The sequence below is a fragment of the Pseudomonas sp. CG7 genome (assembly GCF_023701885.1).
Lineage (GTDB): Bacteria > Pseudomonadota > Gammaproteobacteria > Pseudomonadales > Pseudomonadaceae > Aquipseudomonas > Aquipseudomonas zanjanensis.
In genome coordinates, this window is sequence record NZ_JABAEE010000032.1 from 14,238 (window position 1) to 32,144 (window position 17,907).

Annotated in this window: 17 protein-coding genes and 1 pseudogene; 3 read left to right on the plus strand and 15 right to left on the minus strand. The window is 62.5% G+C overall.

What is annotated here, in order from left to right:
* Positions 1–7 precede the first annotated feature (7 nt).
* The 7 genes from HGO40_RS14830 to ppc all read right to left on the minus strand — a co-directional run bounded on the left by HGO40_RS14830 (position 8) and on the right by ppc (position 7,453).
* Positions 8–706 carry an extensin-like domain-containing protein gene (locus tag HGO40_RS14830; protein WP_250963605.1) on the minus strand — a complete coding sequence of 233 codons (699 nt, stop codon included), beginning with the start codon at positions 704–706 and terminating at the stop codon, positions 8–10.
* Positions 707–722: 16 nt separating this feature from the next.
* A complete protein-coding gene (locus tag HGO40_RS14835; protein ID WP_250963606.1) occupies positions 723–1,544 on the minus strand; it encodes an isocitrate lyase/PEP mutase family protein in 822 nt (273 codons plus the stop codon).
* Between the two features lie 33 nt (positions 1,545–1,577).
* Positions 1,578–2,438 (minus strand): DUF72 domain-containing protein, encoded by an 861-nt coding sequence (locus HGO40_RS14840; protein ID WP_250963607.1) that lies wholly within the window; start codon positions 2,436–2,438, stop codon positions 1,578–1,580.
* The gene (locus HGO40_RS14845; RefSeq protein WP_186705474.1) at positions 2,438–2,746 is read right to left on the minus strand and encodes a hypothetical protein; all 309 of its coding nucleotides are present in this window, start codon (positions 2,744–2,746) and stop codon (positions 2,438–2,440) included. Before HGO40_RS14845 ends, HGO40_RS14840 begins: the two co-directional genes overlap by 1 nt.
* A 365-nt stretch (positions 2,747–3,111) precedes the next feature.
* Complete coding sequence (tsaB, locus tag HGO40_RS14850) at positions 3,112–3,789, minus strand: tRNA (adenosine(37)-N6)-threonylcarbamoyltransferase complex dimerization subunit type 1 TsaB (RefSeq protein ID WP_250963608.1); 678 nt, start codon at positions 3,787–3,789, stop codon at positions 3,112–3,114.
* Between the two features lie 93 nt (positions 3,790–3,882).
* On the minus strand, positions 3,883–4,530 hold the full coding sequence (gene adk / locus HGO40_RS14855; protein WP_072408226.1) for an adenylate kinase: 648 nt from the start codon (positions 4,528–4,530) through the stop codon (positions 3,883–3,885).
* A gap of 292 nt (positions 4,531–4,822) precedes the next feature.
* Entirely contained in the window at positions 4,823–7,453 is a 2,631-nt protein-coding gene (gene ppc, locus HGO40_RS14860) for a phosphoenolpyruvate carboxylase (protein ID WP_250963609.1), read from the minus strand.
* Between the two features lie 180 nt (positions 7,454–7,633).
* On the opposite strand from ppc, the gene HGO40_RS14865 reads away from it, so the two are divergent.
* The 3 genes from HGO40_RS14865 (at position 7,634) to lptF (ending at position 9,518) form a co-directional block, all read left to right on the plus strand.
* Positions 7,634–7,978: a pilin assembly protein gene (locus HGO40_RS14865; RefSeq protein ID WP_250963610.1), complete on the plus strand. Its 345-nt coding sequence runs from the start codon at positions 7,634–7,636 to the stop codon at positions 7,976–7,978.
* A gap of 286 nt (positions 7,979–8,264) precedes the next feature.
* Positions 8,265–8,678, plus strand: a complete 414-nt coding sequence (locus tag HGO40_RS14870; RefSeq protein WP_186705469.1) for a DUF4398 domain-containing protein — start codon at positions 8,265–8,267, stop codon at positions 8,676–8,678.
* 51 nt (positions 8,679–8,729) lie between these two features.
* Positions 8,730–9,518 (plus strand): lipotoxin F family OmpA-related lipoprotein LptF, encoded by a 789-nt coding sequence (lptF, locus tag HGO40_RS14875; RefSeq protein WP_250963644.1) that lies wholly within the window; start codon positions 8,730–8,732, stop codon positions 9,516–9,518.
* A 185-nt stretch (positions 9,519–9,703) separates the two neighbouring features.
* On the opposite strand, the gene HGO40_RS14880 is transcribed toward lptF, so the two are convergent.
* The 8 genes and pseudogenes from HGO40_RS14880 to HGO40_RS14915 all read right to left on the minus strand — a co-directional run.
* A complete protein-coding gene (locus HGO40_RS14880; protein ID WP_250963611.1) occupies positions 9,704–10,033 on the minus strand; it encodes a PA3694 family proteiin in 330 nt (109 codons plus the stop codon).
* Entirely contained in the window at positions 10,030–10,935 is a 906-nt protein-coding gene (locus HGO40_RS14885; protein ID WP_250963612.1) for an alpha/beta hydrolase, read from the minus strand. The genes HGO40_RS14880 and HGO40_RS14885 overlap by 4 nt, the downstream gene beginning before the upstream one ends.
* Positions 10,936–11,083: 148 nt before the next feature.
* Positions 11,084–12,361, minus strand: a complete 1,278-nt coding sequence (locus HGO40_RS14890; RefSeq protein ID WP_003185001.1) for a flavohemoglobin expression-modulating QEGLA motif protein — start codon at positions 12,359–12,361, stop codon at positions 11,084–11,086.
* A 36-nt stretch (positions 12,362–12,397) separates the two neighbouring features.
* A complete protein-coding gene (locus HGO40_RS14895; RefSeq protein ID WP_250963613.1) occupies positions 12,398–12,952 on the minus strand; it encodes a hypothetical protein in 555 nt (184 codons plus the stop codon).
* 150 nt (positions 12,953–13,102) lie between these two features.
* A complete protein-coding gene (locus HGO40_RS14900) occupies positions 13,103–13,819 on the minus strand; it encodes a TetR/AcrR family transcriptional regulator (protein WP_250963614.1) in 717 nt (238 codons plus the stop codon).
* A gap of 101 nt (positions 13,820–13,920) precedes the next feature.
* Entirely contained in the window at positions 13,921–15,423 is a 1,503-nt protein-coding gene (gene lysS / locus HGO40_RS14905; protein WP_250963615.1) for a lysine--tRNA ligase, read from the minus strand.
* Between the two features lie 108 nt (positions 15,424–15,531).
* Positions 15,532–16,627 (minus strand): peptide chain release factor 2 gene (gene prfB, locus HGO40_RS14910; RefSeq protein WP_250963616.1). Its coding sequence is split into 2 segments (ribosomal slippage): positions 15,532–16,554 and positions 16,556–16,627, totalling 1,095 coding nucleotides; the frame shifts between segments, so codons are not numbered across the junction.
* A gap of 275 nt (positions 16,628–16,902) precedes the next feature.
* Positions 16,903–17,898: pseudogene (locus tag HGO40_RS14915) on the minus strand (diguanylate cyclase); the annotation flags it as partial.
* Positions 17,899–17,907: the final 9 nt, after the last annotated feature.

A 17,907-nucleotide genomic window follows, 5' to 3' on the forward strand; every position in this document is an offset into this window, starting at 1 on the left:
GCTTAAATCAACGACAGATCCACCCTGGCCCCACATCCAGATGAAAATGGTTGCGGTGCGCCGCGTTGTAATCCGGGCTCAAGACCACACTGAACATATCGCAGGCGCCATCCCGAGCCTGACGCAAAAAGCGCGCATCGGCCGTGTCCTTGGGCCAGTCCCTGAGCACGCTGATCGTGCGCCCATCGGCCAGGCGAAACCCGGCGATGTCCAGCGCGCTGGCGGTGGCGTGCTGGCTGCGCGCCCCGCTCTCACGCCCGTACATGTTGCGACAGGCGAAACTGCCCAGGTGATCGACCCGCGTCACTTTCTGCCCGTAGACCGCCATGGCCGCCGGCTGCAACCCGTGACGCTCGAACAGCGCGAACGCCACCGCCAGCGGACAACTGGCGAGGAAGCTGCTGCTCAAGGCCACCTCACCGCCCTGCACCCTCAACACATTGGTCAATGGGCATGTGGTATTGGCGCCGCTGTCGGCCTGGCGCGCGGTGCGCAGCCCGGAGGTGGCGAGGGCCTGGTCGCACAGCTGCGGGTCGTTGCGCAGGGCCATGAGTTTGAAACGGGTGAGCAGGTTGGGCGCCAGGTTGACGTCCAAAGGCGCCCAGGGATTCCATTGGGGCGGCAGCGCCACCCAGCCGCGCCATACCCCCAGCACGGCAAGGCCAATGAGCAGGGCCACGACCGCAAGCGCTTTCAAAAACCGCACGATATTGCCTCGGGCATCAACCCTTGAATAATTGGTTGGCCTGCTTGAACGGCATCGAGCGGCGCGTGAAGGTGAATGTGCCCTGCTCCTGGATCTCCTCGGCGGCGCGGAAAAACTCGCCATACGCGGCCAGGGCCAGCGCCGAGCCGACACTGATGCGCTTGACGCCCAGCTCGCTCAACTGCGCCACCGTCAGGTCCAGCGCCCCGGACATCAGCACGTTCACCGGTTTTGGCGCCACGGCCTGCACCACCGCGAGCACTTGTTCGGCGCTGCTCAGCCCCGGGGCGTACAACACGTCGGCCCCCGCGGCCGCGAAGGCCTTGAGGCGGCGAATGGTGTCGTCCAGGTCCGGATTGCCATGCAGGAAATTTTCCGCCCGGGCAGTCAGCAGGAAGGGAAACGGCAAGCTGCGCACGGCCTCGGCGGCAGCCTTGCCCCGAGCTACCGCGTGGTCGAAGCAATAGATCGGGCTGTCTTCGCGCCCCGTGGCATCTTCGATCGTACCACCCACCGCGCCGGCCTCCGCGGCTCGGAGCAGGCTGCGGGCGCAATCCGCGGGGGCATCGGCAAAACCGTTTTCCAGGTCGACGGCCTCCGGCAGGTCAGTGGCCGCGACAATCGCCCGCACGTTGGCCAGGGTGTCATCCAGGCCCAGCGCGCCATCGGGTCGGCCCAGGGAAAAGGCGTGCCCGGCACTGGTGGTCGCCAAGGCTTCAAAGCCGAGGCTGGCCAGCATCTTGGCCGAACCGGCGTCCCACGGGTTGGGAATGACAAAAGCCCCTTCGCGTTCGTGCAAGGCCTTGAACGCCTGGGCTCGACGAATGTGCGCTTCCATGTAGTTCGCTCCTGAGCAGAGAGGGAGTGGGCCTCAGAGCAAACCCAGTTGCTCGGCGGCGGGCTCTCTATATAGCGCAGGCAGGGCCGGCAAGCCAGGCAATCGATGCATCAATCGCTCGTGAAAACGTTGCGCGAGCCTGGCGGCCAGCCGGTTGTCGGCGGTGTGCAGGAAGATATAGGGCGTGCGCCCTTCTTCGATCCACGCGGCGATTTTTTCTACCCATGGCGTCAGGAACGGCTCGTTGGCTTCCAGCACCGGATGGCCGATGAAGCGCACTTGCGGGCATTGGGTGAACGCCGCAGGCCGGGGCGGCACCCGGGGCTTTTTCGATTGTGCGTGAAGCACGGCGGGATCAAGGGAGGTGCAACTGAACAAGGCCCGGGGATCGAGGCAGATGCGTTCGACGCCGCGATCGAGCAACAAGCGATTGAGCCGTCGTTCGGCGTCGCCCTTGGCAAAAAAATCGTCGTGACGGACTTCGACCGCCAAGGGGCGCTGCAAGGCGTCGATGAACCCCGCCAGTTCCGGCAACCGATTCGGGGTAAAGGCCTTGGACAGTTGCAGCCAATACGGCGCAACGCGCTCGCCCAAGGGGCTGAGTAGTTGCAGGAAGGTTTCAGTGGCCGTCAGGCGCTCGCGCAAGTCGCCATTGTGGCTGATGTCGCCAGGGAACTTGGCGGTGAAGCGAAAGTGCTTGGGCATGATCTCGGCCCAGCGCTGCACGGTCGTCGCAGCCGGGCTGGCATAGAAGGTCGTATTGCCTTCCACGGCATTGAACACTTGGGAATAGAGATCGAGGAAATCGGTGCTTTTCGCATCCTGGGGATAAAGGTAATCGCGCCAGGCGTTTTCGCTCCAGGACGGACAGCCCAGGTAGTAAGGCAAGACCATCAGATGTAGAGATCGAGTCCCAGCACTTCCATATCCCAATCGACAAAACCGGCGGTGCTCAGGTAACTCGCCAGGGCCGTGGAGACACTGCGGCTCATCGCACGGTGATAAAGCATGTCTTGCTGACGGGCGGGGAGATTGCTCAGGCGTTGCGCAGAGGCTTTGGCGGCGCGGGCGGCCAGTTGCTCTTCAGACGGAAATTCCACCTCGCCATCGATGTCATCGAAGTTTTCCGGCTCGCTGGCTTTACCCGCACGAGGCCGACGCTTGATGGGGTAGGACTGGGATGAAACGCCGTCTATACGCATAACAGAATGCTCGGTATCAATGATGGCAATTTAGCGGCACTTTCGCAGCCGCGCAAATGCGCAAGTGATAACTAGAACACATAAAGTCGAAAAGGTTTAAAAACGGGCGGAAAAAGAGACGACTGGCAAGGTCGGGTGTGACTTTTGGGGGCGTAAATGACTTTTGCGAGACACCGCTTTTTGGGGTGACCCCATGCTTTTGTGGCGAGGGAGCTTGCTCCCGCTGGGGCGCGAAGCGGCCCCGAAATCTGATTCGCGCCTTATCTTGCCGGCCTGAAATCAATTTTCTGGGGGCCGCTTCGCAGCCCAGCGGGAGCAAGCTCCCTCGCCACAACGCTGCCCGCTCGAGAGCGGAGTGATGCTTTTTACCGCTCGGACTTGGGGGTTGCGACTTTGTCCCGCAAGTAAACGGGCTGTGCATCATCCGCTGGAATGGCCTCGCCGCGTTCCCAGGCGAAGCGTGCCAGGGCCAGCAGGTCTTCGGCATGGGGCAGCAGGGTGGCGTCCTGGCCGATGAGACTGACACCGATCCGCTCGCCATAGCCCCAACCGGTGCCGGCGCCGAACCAATCACCGCTGGCATCGCCCGGCAACGCCGCCGCTTCGGGCGGCAACACCGCTTCAGCACCGACCAGGCGCATCTCGCCGTCGGTTTCGCGATAGCAGCCCCAATACACCTCATCCATGCGCGCATCGATGGCCGCGGCAACTTGGCGAGCGCCCTGTTCGCGCAAGGCACGCTGGGCCAGCACCGCGAGGTTCGATACCGGCAGCACCGGACGCTCCAGGGCAAATGCCAGCCCTTGCACCACACCGATGGCGATGCGCACACCGGTAAACGCCCCCGGCCCACGGCCAAAGGCAATCGCATCCACCGCCTGCAAGGTCGTGCCGGCGTCGCTCAATAGTTGCTGGTTCATCGGCAGCAGCTTCTGCGCGTGCAGGCGCGGGATCACCTCGTAATGGCTCGTGACCTTGCCGTCGTGCAGCAAGGCAACGGAGCAAGCTTCAGTCGCGGTGTCCAGGGCCAGCAAGGTGCTCATCGATGTGTCCGTAAATCAGGTGGGAAAAAGTGCGCCAGTATAAACAACTACGGCCCGCAAGCGGGCCGTAGTTGATGCAACTGATCAGGCTTTTCAGCTCAAGGCTGCAAGCACCTTGGCGGTGATCGCTTCAACCGAACCGACGCCTTCGATATGGCTGTATTTCGGCTTGCCATTGGCAGCCGACAGTTTCTGGTAGAAGTCCACCAGCGGCTTGGTCTGGGAATGGTAGACCGACAGGCGATGACGCACGGTTTCTTCGGTGTCGTCCTTGCGTTGCACCAGCTCTTCACCGGTCACGTCGTCCTTGCCTTCGGTTTTCGGCGGATTGTAGACGGTGTGGTAGACGCGGCCGGAAGGCTCGTGAACGCGGCGACCAGCAATGCGCTGGACGATTTCCTCGTCCTCAACGGCAATCTCGACCACTGCATCCAGTTCGACACCGGCAGTCACCAGGGCTTCAGCCTGGGGAATGGTGCGCGGGAAGCCATCGAACAGGAAGCCATTGGCGCAGTCGGGTTGAGCGATGCGATCCTTGACCAGGGCGATGATCAGGTCATCCGACACCAGGCCGCCGGCATCCATGATGCTCTTGGCTTGAACGCCCAGTGGCGTGCCCGCCTTGACCGCGGCACGCAGCATGTCGCCGGTGGAGATTTGCGGGATACCGAATTTTTCGGTGATGAACTTTGCCTGAGTACCTTTACCGGCCCCGGGAGCTCCCAGCAGAATGACGCGCATCGATGTGCTCCTCAAATTTTTTTATGTAAAACGCTCGGATTCGCCTCGCGGGGCCAATCTTCGAAAAACTGGATCGTGACCGCCCAAACGGCCAAAGGCTGATCAAGATACACAGCAGGCCCGACCCACACAAGCCGCCGAAAGTCGGAGGAACCTGCGCCCGATACGACCTTCGGAGGGGGTGGCGAGCGTCGCAACCGGGCAACAAACTGTCGCCTGGTCGACCTGTCCCCGCCCCCGCCGAACAACGCCCGGGAACGCCGGGCGAGCCGTTTCGGTGCGCTGCCTGATCTTAGCCGGTATTGCGCAACCCGGCGGCAATCCCCGCCACAGACACCAGTAATGCCTGCTCCACGGGGCTGCCTTGGGCAACTTCCTGCTGGCGTGAGCGCGCCAACAGTTCGGCCTGCAACAGGTGCAACGGGTCGAGGTAGGTGTTGCGCAGGCGGATGAATTCCAGCGTGGCTGGGCTATGTGCCAGTAGCTGCGACTGACCGGTCAAGCCAAGCACCACCGTGCAGGCCTGCGACAATAGGTCGCGTAAATGCGCACCCAAAGGCAGCAGCCCAGATTCCACCAAACGCTCGTCGTAAGAGCGGGCGATGTCGGCGTCGGCCTTGGCCAGCACCATCTCCAGCATGTCGATGCGGGTCCGGAAGAACGGCCATTGCTCGCGCATCTGCCCCAGCAACGCCCCTTCGCCACGCTCCAGGGCCTTGCTCAGTGCGGTTTCCCAGCCGAGCCAGGCCGGCAACATCAGGCGGGTCTGGGTCCAGCCGAAGATCCACGGAATCGCCCGCAAGCTTTCGATGCCGCCGGCGCGACGCTTGGCCGGCCGGCTGCCCAGGGGCAGGCGGCCAAGTTCTTGCTCGGGGGTGGACTGGCGGAAGTACTCGACGAACTGCGGGTTCTCCCGCACCACCGCGCGGTAGGCACTGACGCCATCGGCAGCCAATTCGTCCATCAGGTGTCGCCATTCGGGCGTGGGTGGCGGCGGTGGCAGCAACGTCGCTTCAAGCACTGCGGCGAGGTACAGATTGAGGTTCTGTTCGGCGATGTCCGGTAGACCGAATTTGAAACGAATCATTTCACCCTGCTCGGTGGTGCGGAAACGCCCGGCCACCGAGCCCGGTGGCTGGGACAGGATCGCCGCGTGCGCCGGACCGCCACCACGGCCCCCGGTGCCGCCACGACCGTGGAACACCAGCAAGTCGACTTGCTGCTCGCGGCAGATGTCCACCAGCCGTTCCTGGGCCCGATATTGCGCCCAGGCCGCCGCCGTGGTCCCGGCGTCCTTGGCCGAATCGGAATAGCCGATCATCACTTCCTGAGGGCCCTGCAGCCGTGAACGATAGCCCGGCAGCAGCAACAGCCGCTCGATCACCGGCCCGGCGTTGTCCAGGTCGGCCAGGGTCTCGAACAGCGGCACCACTCGCATCGGCCGCAACACCCCGGCGTCCTTCAACACCAGTTGCACAGCGAGGACATCGGACGCCGCGCCGGCCATGGAGATCACGTAGGAACCCAGGGACGCCGCCGGCGCCGCGGCCACTTCCCGGCACGTCGCCAACACTTCCGCCGTGTCGGCCGAGGGCTTGAAATGGGCCGGCAGCAGTGGACGCCGGTTGTTCAGCTCCTCCAGCAAAAAGCTGACGCGCTGCTCCTCGTTCCAATCCTCATAGCGACCCAGGCCCAGGTAGTCGGTGATTTCCGTCATGGCGGCGGTATGGCGCGTCGAGTCCTGGCGCACATCGAGACGCACCAGGAACAAGCCGAAGGTCACCGCCCGCCGCAGGCAATCGAGCAGCGGCCCATCGGCAATCACACCCATGCCGCATTCATGCAGGGAGTGGTAGCACAGCTCAAGGGGGTCCAGCAGTTCGCGGTTGTGCTGCAACACCTCGGCGCCCGGCGGCGTGGCGGCACTCAAGGAGGCGTGGGCCCAGTTGCGGGTGGCGCGCAGGCGTTCGCGCAGTTGCTTGAGCACGGCACGATACGGTTCGGCGCTGTCGCCGGCCTGGGCCCGCAAGGCCTCGCTGGCGTTTTGCATGGACAGTTCGGCCGCCAGTTGGTCGACGTCACGCAGGTACAGGTCCGCCGCCATCCACCGCGCCAATAACAGCACCTCGCGGGTCACGGCGGCGGTGACATTCGGGTTGCCGTCACGGTCGCCGCCCATCCACGAGGCAAAGCGGATCGGCGCGGCCTCCAGCGGCAGGCGCAGCCCGGTGGCGGCATGCAAGGCCTGGTCGGCCTTGCGCAGGTAATTGGGAATGGCGTGCCACAGCGAATGCTCGATCACCGCGAAGCCCCACTTGGCCTCGTCCACCGGGGTCGGCCGGGTGCGGCGGATTTCTTCGGTGTGCCAGGCTTCGGCGATCAAGCGTTGCAGGCGCTCGTGGATTTGCGCGCGCTCGGCGCTGGTCAGGTCGCGATGATCCTGGGCCGCCAGTTGCGCGGCGATGGCGTCGTATTTCTGGATCAGGGTGCGGCGGGCCACTTCCGTGGGATGGGCGGTGAGGACCAGTTCGATTTCCAGGCGTCCCAACTGCCGGGCCAGGGCCTCGGCGCCATGGCCTTCGGCCCGCAGCCGGGCAAGCAACTCAGGCAGGACCCGTGCTTCGAAGGGCGCCGGTTGCGATTCTTCGCGGCGATGGATCAGTTGGTACTGTTCGGCGATGTTGGCGAGGTTGAGGATTTGGTTGAACGCGCGCGCCACCGGCAGCAGTTCGTCCTCGCTCAGTTGATTGAGGCTGGCACTGAGTTCGGCATCCACGGAACCGCGTCGGTCAGCCTTGGCGCCCTTGCGGATCTGCTCGATCTTGTCGAGAAACGTGTCCCCGTACTGTTCGCGGATGGTATTGCCCAGCAGTTCGCCAAGCAGGTGGACATCCTCGCGCAAGCGGGCATCGATATCGGTCATCAGCATTTCTCCAGCAAAAAAGTCCGGACAGCTCTTGGATCAGAGAGTGCCGATGCCCGTCGCTTATGACAAGCGACGAAGGGACTTTAAACCTTGCACAACAAAGCTAGTCTCATGGGTAAGCCACACAACGGCTTGTCACTCACCGCGCCTGCCACGAGCAGGCTGATTGAGGTCATCATGAAAATTCGTGAACTTGCCCAGCATTGGGAAGAAAACGCCAAGGGCCGCCTGACCCAGACGGGCTACACGATCCATCTGGACGTCGAAGCCGCCGCACGCCTGGCTGCGATCTGCGACATGTACCCCAAGCGCCAGCCCGAGGAGCTGCTGGGCGAGCTGATCGGGGCCGCATTGGAAGAGCTGGAAGCGAGCTTCCCCTACATCAAGGGTGCGCAAGTTGTCGCCACCGATGAGGAAGGTGACCCGCTGTATGAAGACGTAGGACCGCCCCCACGATTCCTCGCCCTGTCGCGCCGGCATCTGCACGAACTTTCCTCGCAGAACGACAAATCCAAACACTGATTCCCTTCATTCCAGGTTGCGGTTTTCCGGCGCGGGGCCTTTCCCACCTACGCCGGGAATACCGCTGCGCGCCTTGAAAGTTCAGCTTTTCTGTCGCTGACCGATCAGTCAGTAATTCTTTTGGCGAATGGCCATCCTCGCTGAACTTTTGAAAAACGCCTCGGGTCACACCGAGTAACCATACTGGAACGGTCGTTTAAATAAACGCGCCTTGGCGCCAACACCAAACCAGACGTCATGGCTTCGGTCCCAGCATGGATTTGTCGTTTTTTTCAGGAGTTTTCCAATGGAGTTGAAGCCTATGAATACCTGCACTGCCAAACCCTCATCCAGTGGCCTGCGCGGCTTGAAGTTGGCTGCCCTGGCGATCGGTAGCAGCTTCATTCTCGCCGGTTGCGCCGGTAACCCACCTTCGGAGCAGTACGCGGTGACCCAGTCGGCGGTCAACAGCGCCGTCAGCGCCGGTGGTACCGAATTTGCCGCCGTGGAAATGAAATCGGCCCAGGACAAGCTCAAGCAAGCCGAAATCGCCATGCATGACGAGAACTACGAAGAAGCCAAGCGACTGGCCGAACAAGCCGAGTGGGATGCCCGCGTCGCCGAGCGCAAGGCTCAGGCCGCCAAGGCCGAACAAGCCCTCAAGGACTCTCAGAAAGGGGTTCAGGAACTGCGTCAGGAAGGCATGAACAAGGTTCAGTAAACCGATCACGCCACGACGTACTTCTCATTGATAAAAGGACGACAGACTATGATGCACAAACACTTGATGATGCCCGCCCTGCTCGCTGCCTGCGTAGCCCTGGCCGCTTGCTCCCACGCCCCGAACGCCAATCTCGAACAGGCGCGGACCAATTACAACGGCCTGCAAGCCGACCCGGCGGCGACCAAAGTGGCCGCCCTGGAAACCAAGGACGCGGCGGACTTCCTGGCCAAGGCCGACAAGGCCTACCTGGATCGGGAAGACGAAGCCAAGGTCGACCAACTGGCCTACCTGACCAACCAGCGCGTCGAAGTGGCCAAGCAGACCATCGCCCTGCGCAATGCCGAAGCCGAACTGAAAAACGCCGGCGACGAACGCGCCCGTGCCCTGCTCGACGCGCGCAACGCGCAGATCAAGCAACTGCAAGACAGCCTCAACGCCAAGCAAACCGAACGCGGGACGCTGGTGACTTTCGGCGACGTGCTGTTCGCCACCAACAAGTCCGACCTGCGCACCAGCGGCATGACGAATGTGAGCAAACTGGCGCAGTTCCTCCAGGAAAACCCGGACCGCAAGGTGATCATCGAAGGCTACACCGACAGCACCGGCTCGGATTCCTACAACCAATCGCTGTCCGAACGCCGCGCCAGCTCGGTGCGTACCGCCCTGGTGAAAATGGGCGTCGACCCGGCTCGCATCGTGACCCAGGGCTATGGCAAGGAATTCCCGGTGGCGGACAACACCAGCGTCTCGGGCCGCGCCATGAACCGTCGCGTGGAAGTGACCATCTCCAACGACAACCAGCCAGTGGCCCCGCGCTCGACCATGAGCGCCAACTGATCGGCTGAGTGCAACTGAAAAGCCCCGCCTGGTTTCGTCAGGCGGGGCTTTTTCATGGCTGAAGATATTTGGCTGTACACAATCCCTGTGGGAGCGAGCTTGCTCGCGATGGCGGCGTGTCAGGCACTATTTATGCTGCTGAACTACCGCTATCGCGAGCAAGCTCGCTCCCACAGGGGATTGGATTACGGCTGCAGTTTTTGTGGTGTTTCCTGCCCCATGCACCGCACCGCACGTTTCTTCTCGTTGATCAACACGCCGGTCAGGCCTTTCTGCTCGGTGTCGAACAACACCAGCACGCCATCGATGCACTGGGCGACCTGGGGCGCGGGTTCCAGGGACACCTTGTAGTCCTCCCCCGGCACGGTCTTGAGCATGGTGAACTGGTCGAGCAGCAACGCATCCTCGGGCTTGGCGAAATGCAGGTAGCCGTAGTACCACAGCACGGCGACGGTACCCAGGATGCTGCAGATACCGGTGATGATCAGGGGGATGGCGTTACGTTCTTCGCTCATTGCGGGTTCTCTGGTGGTTCAACGGGTGATTTCGGGTAGTTCGGGACCTCCCCCAGGCGGCGCAGGCCGTCAAAATGCCGGGGATCGTCGAGGTAGCGCAGCATCACGGTGCGCCACGTCGGGTCGGCGAAGGTCTGCACATGGCCGCCCCGTGTCAGCTGCAGGACCCGCGGCGGCGGCGCAGCTTGATACAAGCGGATGCCATTGGAAAGGGGCACGATGGGGTCGGCGAGGCTGTGGTAGATCAACTTCGGCACGCCGTTCAACTGCGCCACGGAGCTGATCGCGCTGTCACCGTCCGGCACCAGCCAGGACAACGGCACCTGGAACGGCCAGGTCAGCCACGAGGTACTCAGGGCAAAACGCCCGACGTCGCGATAGCTGGCGGGCACGCCGTCGAGCACCAGGGCCTTGAGCTGCCGTTGACGCTGGGGATGTTCGACCAGGTAATGCACCGCCAGCGCGCCGCCCAGGCTCTGGCCGAGCAGCACCAGCGGCTTGCCCTGGACCTCGGGCGACTGGTCGAGCCATTGGAACGCGGCGTCGATGTCCTGGTAGATCGCCGGCAGGCTCGGCTCGCCTTCGGACACGCCATAACCCCGATAATCGACCATCAACACTTGGTAGCCCTGCTCGGGCAACCACCAGCTCCCGCCCAGGTGCCACGCCAGGTTGCCGCCGTTGCCGTGCAAATGCAGGACCGTGCCCTTGACCTCCACGCCTGGTTTGACGGGCAGCCACCAGCCACGGAGCTTGAGATTGTCAGCGGTGGTCAGGGTGACGTCGCGGTACTCGAGCTTGGCCCGCTCCGGGGTAAACGGCAGGCCGCGTTCGGGATAGAACAACAGGGAGCTGCAACCGCCCAGGGCCAGCAGCAGGCAGATGATGCCGAGGGTTCGCATCCGGTGAAGCCTCGCAAAAAATCAGAAGTTATCCACAGCCCCTGTGGGAGCGAGCTTGCTCGCGATAGCGGTATGTCAGTCACAGCGGTGTTGACTGTCCTGGCGCTATCGCGAGCAAGCTCGCTCCCACAGGGGATGGGTGGTGTTGTTAAAGAATATTCGAATAATCCGCTTCGATCCGGTCCAGGCTCAGGTGGTTCAGGAAGTTGGAGAAACACATCCAGGCCGACAGGGCATTCATGTCGCGGAATTGCTCAGGCAAGTATTTAGGCGGCACCACCAGGCCTTCGTCCACCAACTGGCGCAACGTGCGCATGTCCTCCAGGGTGGTCTTGCCGCAGAACAGCAGCGGCACCTGCTCCAGCTTGCCTTTGCGCACGGCCAACTGAATGTAGTTGTAAACCATGATGAAGCCCTTGAGGTAGGACAAGTCTTTGGTGAATGGCAGCCCGGTGGGCACCGAGCCACGGAACACCCGACTGGCGTTGCCGTAGCTTTCGGCCATCTCAAAACCCTGCTCGCGGAAGAACTCGAAGACCTGCAGGAAATCGGCGCCCTCCTCCACCATATGAATGGCCCGGGTGCGGTTGGTGAGTTTGCGCAGGCGACTCGGGTAGGAGGCGAAGGTGATGATTTCCATCAGGATCGCCAGGCCTTCCTGGGTCACCGTGGACGAGGGCGGGCCCTTGGACAGGAAGGTGCAGATCGGCTGGTTCAAGCCGTTGAGGGTGGTGCCGACGTGCACCAGCCCTTCGTGGACCTCCAGCGCTCGTACGTCGCGCTCGTTGAACATCGCATCGGTGCGGATCTTGATGTAGTCGGCGCCCGCCGCCGCGTCGGCGACGATGCCGTCGGACTCGAACACGCGGATGGTTTCCTCGGCTTCGCCGAACACCCGGTTGAGGCGATGCTGCAACAGGCTGACGGCTTCCTTGGCACTGAGGACTTTCGGCTCGTCCTTGAGGTCGCCACGGCCATCGATGTTGTTCAGGTAATCGGAGAGCATCAGGCCCAGGTCGGCGAGGGTCGGGTCGCCGGCGTGAAAAGCATCGGAGGCGGCGCCATAGAGCTCCTGGGAAATCAGCCCGAAATCCTCGGTGCCACGCGCTTCGAGCATGCGCACCACCATGCGGTATTCCTTGCACATGCGGCGCATGATCTGGCCCACCGGGTTGAACTGCCCCAGTTGGCGGGTGATGTCGCGCTCGATGTTCTGGAACTCCAGCTTCACTTTGCTGGAGTCAAAAGACAACGGCCGGTTGAGGTAATAGTCGCGATCCACCGCAGGCATTTCCTTGCCCTTGGCCTTGAGAAACCCCTTGCGGATGTTCTCGTCCCACTTCACCGCGTCGAGGATGCGAATCGGCGTTTGCGCCAGCACAATGCGATCGGACAAGGTGCGTATCGTCTGCTGGTAATCGTCCACCGAAAACTCCTGTGAAAAAACGTCCGCTTGTTGCAATTATTGGGATTTGGCCAGTCGCTGGTAACGCACGGCTTCCGAGAACACATCGGAATTGGCCGGGTCGTCGAGGTAGCTGAAAACCTTGTTCATGTCGCTGTCCACCAACACACCGTCACCTTCTTCGCTCTGGTTCGGCTGGCCGCTGAGGATCTTCTGGCCGATGGCCTGGTTGATCTGTTCCAGGTCCAGGTTGTAGACCACCAGTTCCTGTTTATCGGTCAATTCGAAACCGGCGATCAGGAAATGTCCACCGTAGCGGGCCGGCACCTTGGCCGACAGGTACCAGCGACTGCCATGCCGGGAGACGGTCAGGGGGATGGCTTCGCGCTCATGGGGCCGGGCCCTGAAGTAGCTGATGGCCTGGTAGCGGTGCTTGCCGACTTGCGTCAACTCCAGGTTCAACGGTTCGCCCCAGGCGTTGGTGCTGGTCCATTGGCCGAGCAGGCCGGCGGGCGCGGCTTCGCTGTCGGGTAACGGCGCCTTGAAGGACACCAGGCAACCACTGAGCAGCAGCAACGACACGGCCAGTACAACGGCAGGCCAGGCTTTCATTTGAACTCCCTCTGGCACAGGTCGCTTTATCCCCTGTGGCGAGGGAGCTTGCTCCCGCTTGAGTGCGCAGCGCTCACAAAAAAGGGGCTGCTGCGCAGCCCAGCGGGAGCAAGCTCCCTCGCCACAAGGGCTGTGGTGAACCCATCTGGATCACACCGACGCCAGTACCAGGTGCATGTAGCGGGTCAGGATGCCGAGCATGTCTTCATCGGCTACCGGCTCGGCGCCATTGCGCAAGCCCTGATATTCCATCCGTCCGATAATCGCCGTCAACACTTTGGCATCCTGTTGCGGTTCGCGGGAGCCTAAAACCTGGAAAAACTGACACGTGCCATGCAGCAATATCTGCTGGTGGGAACGCACCAACTCCGCCAGGCGTGGGTTGAGCAGGGCTTCCTGGCGAAAGGCCTGCTCGGCCATCAGGTACTCGCGACGGCTGTCCAGTTGATGCCGCACGTAGTCGGCGGTCATCCGCGCGATGTCGTCCGCCAGTTGCGAGCGCGACTGGGCGCTGCCGTCACCATAGGCGACCATCTCCCGCAGAAGGCCTTCGTTGTTGGCCCACAGCTTGCCCATGAACGCCGCGCTGCGTTCCACATACTGGGCGAAGGTATCGGTGAGCAAATCGTCGATGTCCTTGAAATAGTACGTAGTGGCCGACAGCGGCACGCCCGCTTCGGCGGCCACCGCACGGTGACGCACCGCACGCACGCCATCGCGCACCACGATGCGCATGGCCGCGTCGAGAATCTCCTGGCGACGCTGCTCACTGCCCTGTCGGCTGGCCTTGCGGCCCTGGTACTGAACACTTTCAGCGACAGCCGTGGCGACGCCCGCTGCACCTTCTGAAGCCATTGCACGATTCACGACAGGTCTTCCTCGCTCTTTGAAAAAGTAACCAATTGATACGTTTGTACCAGACAGGCAATAAAAAGCCGCCCATCGAGGCGGCTTTTTATTTGAAACAATTACGCTTGGGGCCGCATGTGCGGGAAGAGGATCACATCCCGGATCGACGGTGAGTTGGTCAACAACATCACCAGGCGATCGATGCCGATGCCTTCGCCAGCAGTCGGCGGCATGCCGTACTCCAGGGCGCGCACGAAGTCGGCATCGTAGTGCATGGCTTCGTCGTCGCCGGCATCCTTGTCGGCCACCTGGGCCATGAAACGCTCGGCCTGGTCTTCGGCATCGTTGAGCTCGGAGTAGGCGTTGGCGATTTCACGACCACCGATGAACAGCTCGAAACGGTCGGTCACACTTGGGTTCTCGTCGTTGCGACGGGCCAGCGGCGACACTTCGAACGGGTACTGGGTGATGAAGTGCGGCTGCTCCAGCTTGTGCTCGACCAGTTCTTCGAAAATCATCACTTGCAGCTTGCCCAGGCCTTCGAAGCCGAGCACCTTGGCGCCGGCCTTCTTGGCGATGGCGCGGGCCTTCTCGATGTCCTGCAGGTCGGCGGCGGTGATCTCGGGGTGGTACTTGAGGATCGAGTCGAACACCGACAGGCGCACGAACGGCTCGCCGAAGTGGAACACCTTGTCGCCGTACGGCACGTCGGTCGTCCCGAGAACAAGCTGCGCCAGCTCGCGGAACAGTTCCTCGGTCAGGTCCATGTTGTCTTCGTAGTCGGCGTAGGCCTGGTAGAACTCGAGCATGGTGAACTCGGGGTTGTGCCGGGTCGAAACGCCTTCGTTACGGAAGTTGCGGATGATCTCGAAAACCTTCTCGAAGCCACCCACGACCAAGCGCTTGAGGTACAGCTCCGGCGCGATGCGCAGGAACATTTCCATGTCCAGGGCGTTGTGGTGGGTTTCGAACGGCTTGGCCGCCGCGCCGCCAGGGATGGTCTGCAGCATCGGCGTCTCGACTTCCAGGAAGTCACGCTTCATCAGGAAGCTGCGGATGTGGGCGATGACTTGCGAGCGGACGCGGAAGGTCTGGCGCACGTCTTCGTTGACGATCAGGTCGACGTAGCGCTGGCGATAGCGTTGCTCGGTGTCGGTCAGGCCGTGGTGCTTGTCCGGCAGCGGGCGCAGGGACTTGGTCAGCAGGCGCACGTTGGTCATCTCGACGTACAGGTCGCCCGTGCCGGAACGGGCCAGGGTGCCTTCGGCGGAGATGATGTCGCCCAGGTCCCAGGTCTTGACGGCGGCCAGGGTTTCTTCCGGCAGGGTCTTGCGGTTGACGTAGACCTGGATACGCCCGGTCATGTCCTGGATCACCATGAACGAACCACGGTCGAGCATGATACGACCGGCCACCTTGACTGGAATCGCCGCCTCGGCCAGCTCTTCCTTGGTCTTGTCCGCGTACTTCTTCTGCAGGACGTCGCAATACGCGTCGCGGCGGAAGTCGTTGGGGAAGGCCTGGCCCTTGGCGCGCTCGGCAGCAAGCTTTTCCTTGCGCAGGGCGATCAGGGAGTTTTCTTCCTGTTGCAGGGCTTGCGGGTCGAGTTCTAGGTCGCTCATGTCTTTAAGGATTCCATCACAGGTTCGTTGCCCCCGGCCCGGGCCGGAGTTTGCGGGCGAGCCGCGCTTTCTGTGCAAGCGTGGCCCGTCCGCCGCATGGGTGTCGCGTTACAGCCCTTGTTTGAGGCTGGCGATCAGGTATTCATCGATATCGCCGTCGAGCACCTTGTCGCAATCGCTGCGTTCGATGCTGGTCCGCAGGTCCTTGATCCGCGAGGCGTCGAGCACGTACGAACGGATCTGGTGACCCCAGCCGATGTCCGACTTGGTGTCTTCCAGGGCCTGGGACGCCGCGTTGCGCTTCTGCACTTCCTGCTCGTCCAGGCGGGCCCGCAGCATCTTCATCGCGGTGTCTTTGTTGGCGTGCTGGGAACGTTCGTTCTGGCAACTGACCACGGTGTTGGTCGGTACGTGGGTGATCCGTACGGCCGAGTCGGTGGTGTTGACGTGCTGGCCACCGGCCCCGGAGGAACGGTAGGTGTCGATGCGCAGGTCCGCCGGGTTGATCTCGATTTCGATGTTGTCATCGATTTCCGGCGAAACGAACACGGCCGAGAACGAGGTGTGGCGACGGTTGCCGGAGTCGAACGGGCTCTTGCGCACCAGGCGGTGCACGCCGATCTCGGTCCGCAGCCAGCCAAAGGCGTATTCGCCCTTGATGTGCACGGTGGCGCCCTTGATCCCGGCGACTTCACCGGCCGACAGTTCCATGATGGTGGCGTCGAAACCGCGTTTATCGGCCCAGCGCAGGTACATGCGCAGCAGGATGTTGGCCCAGTCCTGGGCTTCGGTGCCGCCGGAACCGGCCTGGATGTCCAGGTAAGCGTTGTTCATGTCCATCTCGCCGCTGAACATGCGACGGAATTCCAGCTTGGCGAGGTTCTCGTCCAGGCGGGTCAGCTCGGCGACGACATCGCCGACTGCGCCTTCGTCGTCCTCTTCGACAGCCATGTCCAGCAGGTCGCGGCAATCGGCCAGGCCGCTGGACAGCTCGTCCAGGGTCTCGACGATCTGCGCCAGCGCAGAACGCTCGCGGCCCAGTTCCTGGGCGTACGAAGGGTTGTTCCAGACATTCGGATCTTCAAGCTCGCGATTGACTTCGGTCAGGCGCTCATGCTTTTGATCGTAGTCAAAGATACCCCCGAATAGTTTCGGAGCGCTCGGACAGGTCCTTGATGGTGTTAAGGATCGGGTTGATTTCCATGGCGGGCAGCACTCGTTGGCGAACTTTTGAAAGCCGGCGAGTATAACGTAATCAAGCGCCAGCGGCAGCCCGCCTGGCGGCTTTAGGGGCAATGAACATTCAACACCACCCCCGTGGCGAGGGAGCTTGCTCCCGCTGGGCTGCGCAGCAGCCCCAAAACGGCTCCCTCAATCAAGCTGACACACCGAGCCAACGGGTTTCAGGGCCGCTGCGCGCCCCAGCGGGAGCAAGCTCCCTCGCCACAAAAGCAATCTAGCCAGGCAAAAGGTATAATCGACCCCCACCCGATTACGCCCTTTGTGCTTGGCCAGGTACAACCCCTTGTCCGCCGCCGAGATCAGCTGACGGCTGTCGCCACCCTGCTGGGGGGTGAAGGTCGAGACGCCGATGCTGATGGTCAGGTTTTCGCCGCCGTCGGGCGTGGCGTGGGGGATTTTCAGGGCGACGACGCTCTGGCGCAGTTTCTCGGCCATCAGCCGGGCGCCGCCGGGCGAAGTGCCGGGCAGCACCAGGGCGCACTCCTCGCCGCCGTAGCGGGCCGGCAGGTCGGACGGCCGACTGCACGCCTCGCGGATGGCCGTGGCGACCTTGCGCAGGGCTTCGTCGCCTTCCAAATGGCCAAAGTTGTCGTTGTAGGACTTGAAGTAGTCCACGTCAATCATCAGCAGCGACAGTTGGCTCTGGTCGCGCATCGCCCTGCGCCATTCCAGTTCCAGGTACTCGTCGAAATGCCGACGGTTGGACAGCCCGGTCAGGCCATCGGAGTTCATCAAGCGTTGCAGCACCAGGTTGGTGTCGAGCAATTGCTGCTGGCTGACCCGCAATGCGCGATAGGCCGCGTCGCGCTGCAACAGCATCATGTAGGAACGCGAGTGATAGCGGATGCGCGCCACCAGTTCGATGTTGTCCGGCAGCTTGACCAGGTAATCGTTGGCCCCGGCGGCGAACGCCGCGCTCTTGATCAGCGGGTCCTCCTTGGTGGACAGGACAATGATCGGGATATCGCGGGTGGACGGATGGTTACGGTACTCGCGCACCAGGCTCAGGCCGTCGAGGCCGGGCATCACCAGGTCCTGGAGAATCACCGTCGGCTTGATGCGCACCGCGTGGGCGATGGCCTGGTGGGGGTCGGAGCAGAAGTGGAAGTCGATGTTGTCTTCCTCCGACAGCCCGCGCCGCACCGCCTCGCCGATCATCGCCTGGTCGTCGACGAGCAAGACCATGGCGGCGTTCTCATCGCGCTTGAATTCGTCGAGCTGCAAATCAGTCATGATGGCTTA

Coding starts and splice junctions, on each gene's coding strand:
- HGO40_RS14835 (WP_250963606.1), bottom strand. CDS start 1,544: ATGGAAGCGCACATTCGTCGAGCCCAGGCGTTCAAGGCCTTGCACGAA.
- HGO40_RS14840 (WP_250963607.1), bottom strand. CDS start 2,438: ATGGTCTTGCCTTACTACCTGGGCTGTCCGTCCTGGAGCGAAAACGCC.
- HGO40_RS14845 (WP_186705474.1), bottom strand. CDS start 2,746: ATGCGTATAGACGGCGTTTCATCCCAGTCCTACCCCATCAAGCGTCGG.
- tsaB (WP_250963608.1), bottom strand. CDS start 3,789: ATGAGCACCTTGCTGGCCCTGGACACCGCGACTGAAGCTTGCTCCGTT.
- adk (WP_072408226.1), bottom strand. CDS start 4,530: ATGCGCGTCATTCTGCTGGGAGCTCCCGGGGCCGGTAAAGGTACTCAG.
- ppc (WP_250963609.1), bottom strand. CDS start 7,453: ATGACCGATATCGATGCCCGCTTGCGCGAGGATGTCCACCTGCTTGGC.
- HGO40_RS14865 (WP_250963610.1), top strand. CDS start 7,634: ATGAAAATTCGTGAACTTGCCCAGCATTGGGAAGAAAACGCCAAGGGC.
- HGO40_RS14870 (WP_186705469.1), top strand. CDS start 8,265: ATGGAGTTGAAGCCTATGAATACCTGCACTGCCAAACCCTCATCCAGT.
- lptF (WP_250963644.1), top strand. CDS start 8,730: ATGCACAAACACTTGATGATGCCCGCCCTGCTCGCTGCCTGCGTAGCC.
- HGO40_RS14880 (WP_250963611.1), bottom strand. CDS start 10,033: ATGAGCGAAGAACGTAACGCCATCCCCCTGATCATCACCGGTATCTGC.
- HGO40_RS14885 (WP_250963612.1), bottom strand. CDS start 10,935: ATGCGAACCCTCGGCATCATCTGCCTGCTGCTGGCCCTGGGCGGTTGC.
- HGO40_RS14895 (WP_250963613.1), bottom strand. CDS start 12,952: ATGAAAGCCTGGCCTGCCGTTGTACTGGCCGTGTCGTTGCTGCTGCTC.
- lysS (WP_250963615.1), bottom strand. CDS start 15,423: ATGAGCGACCTAGAACTCGACCCGCAAGCCCTGCAACAGGAAGAAAAC.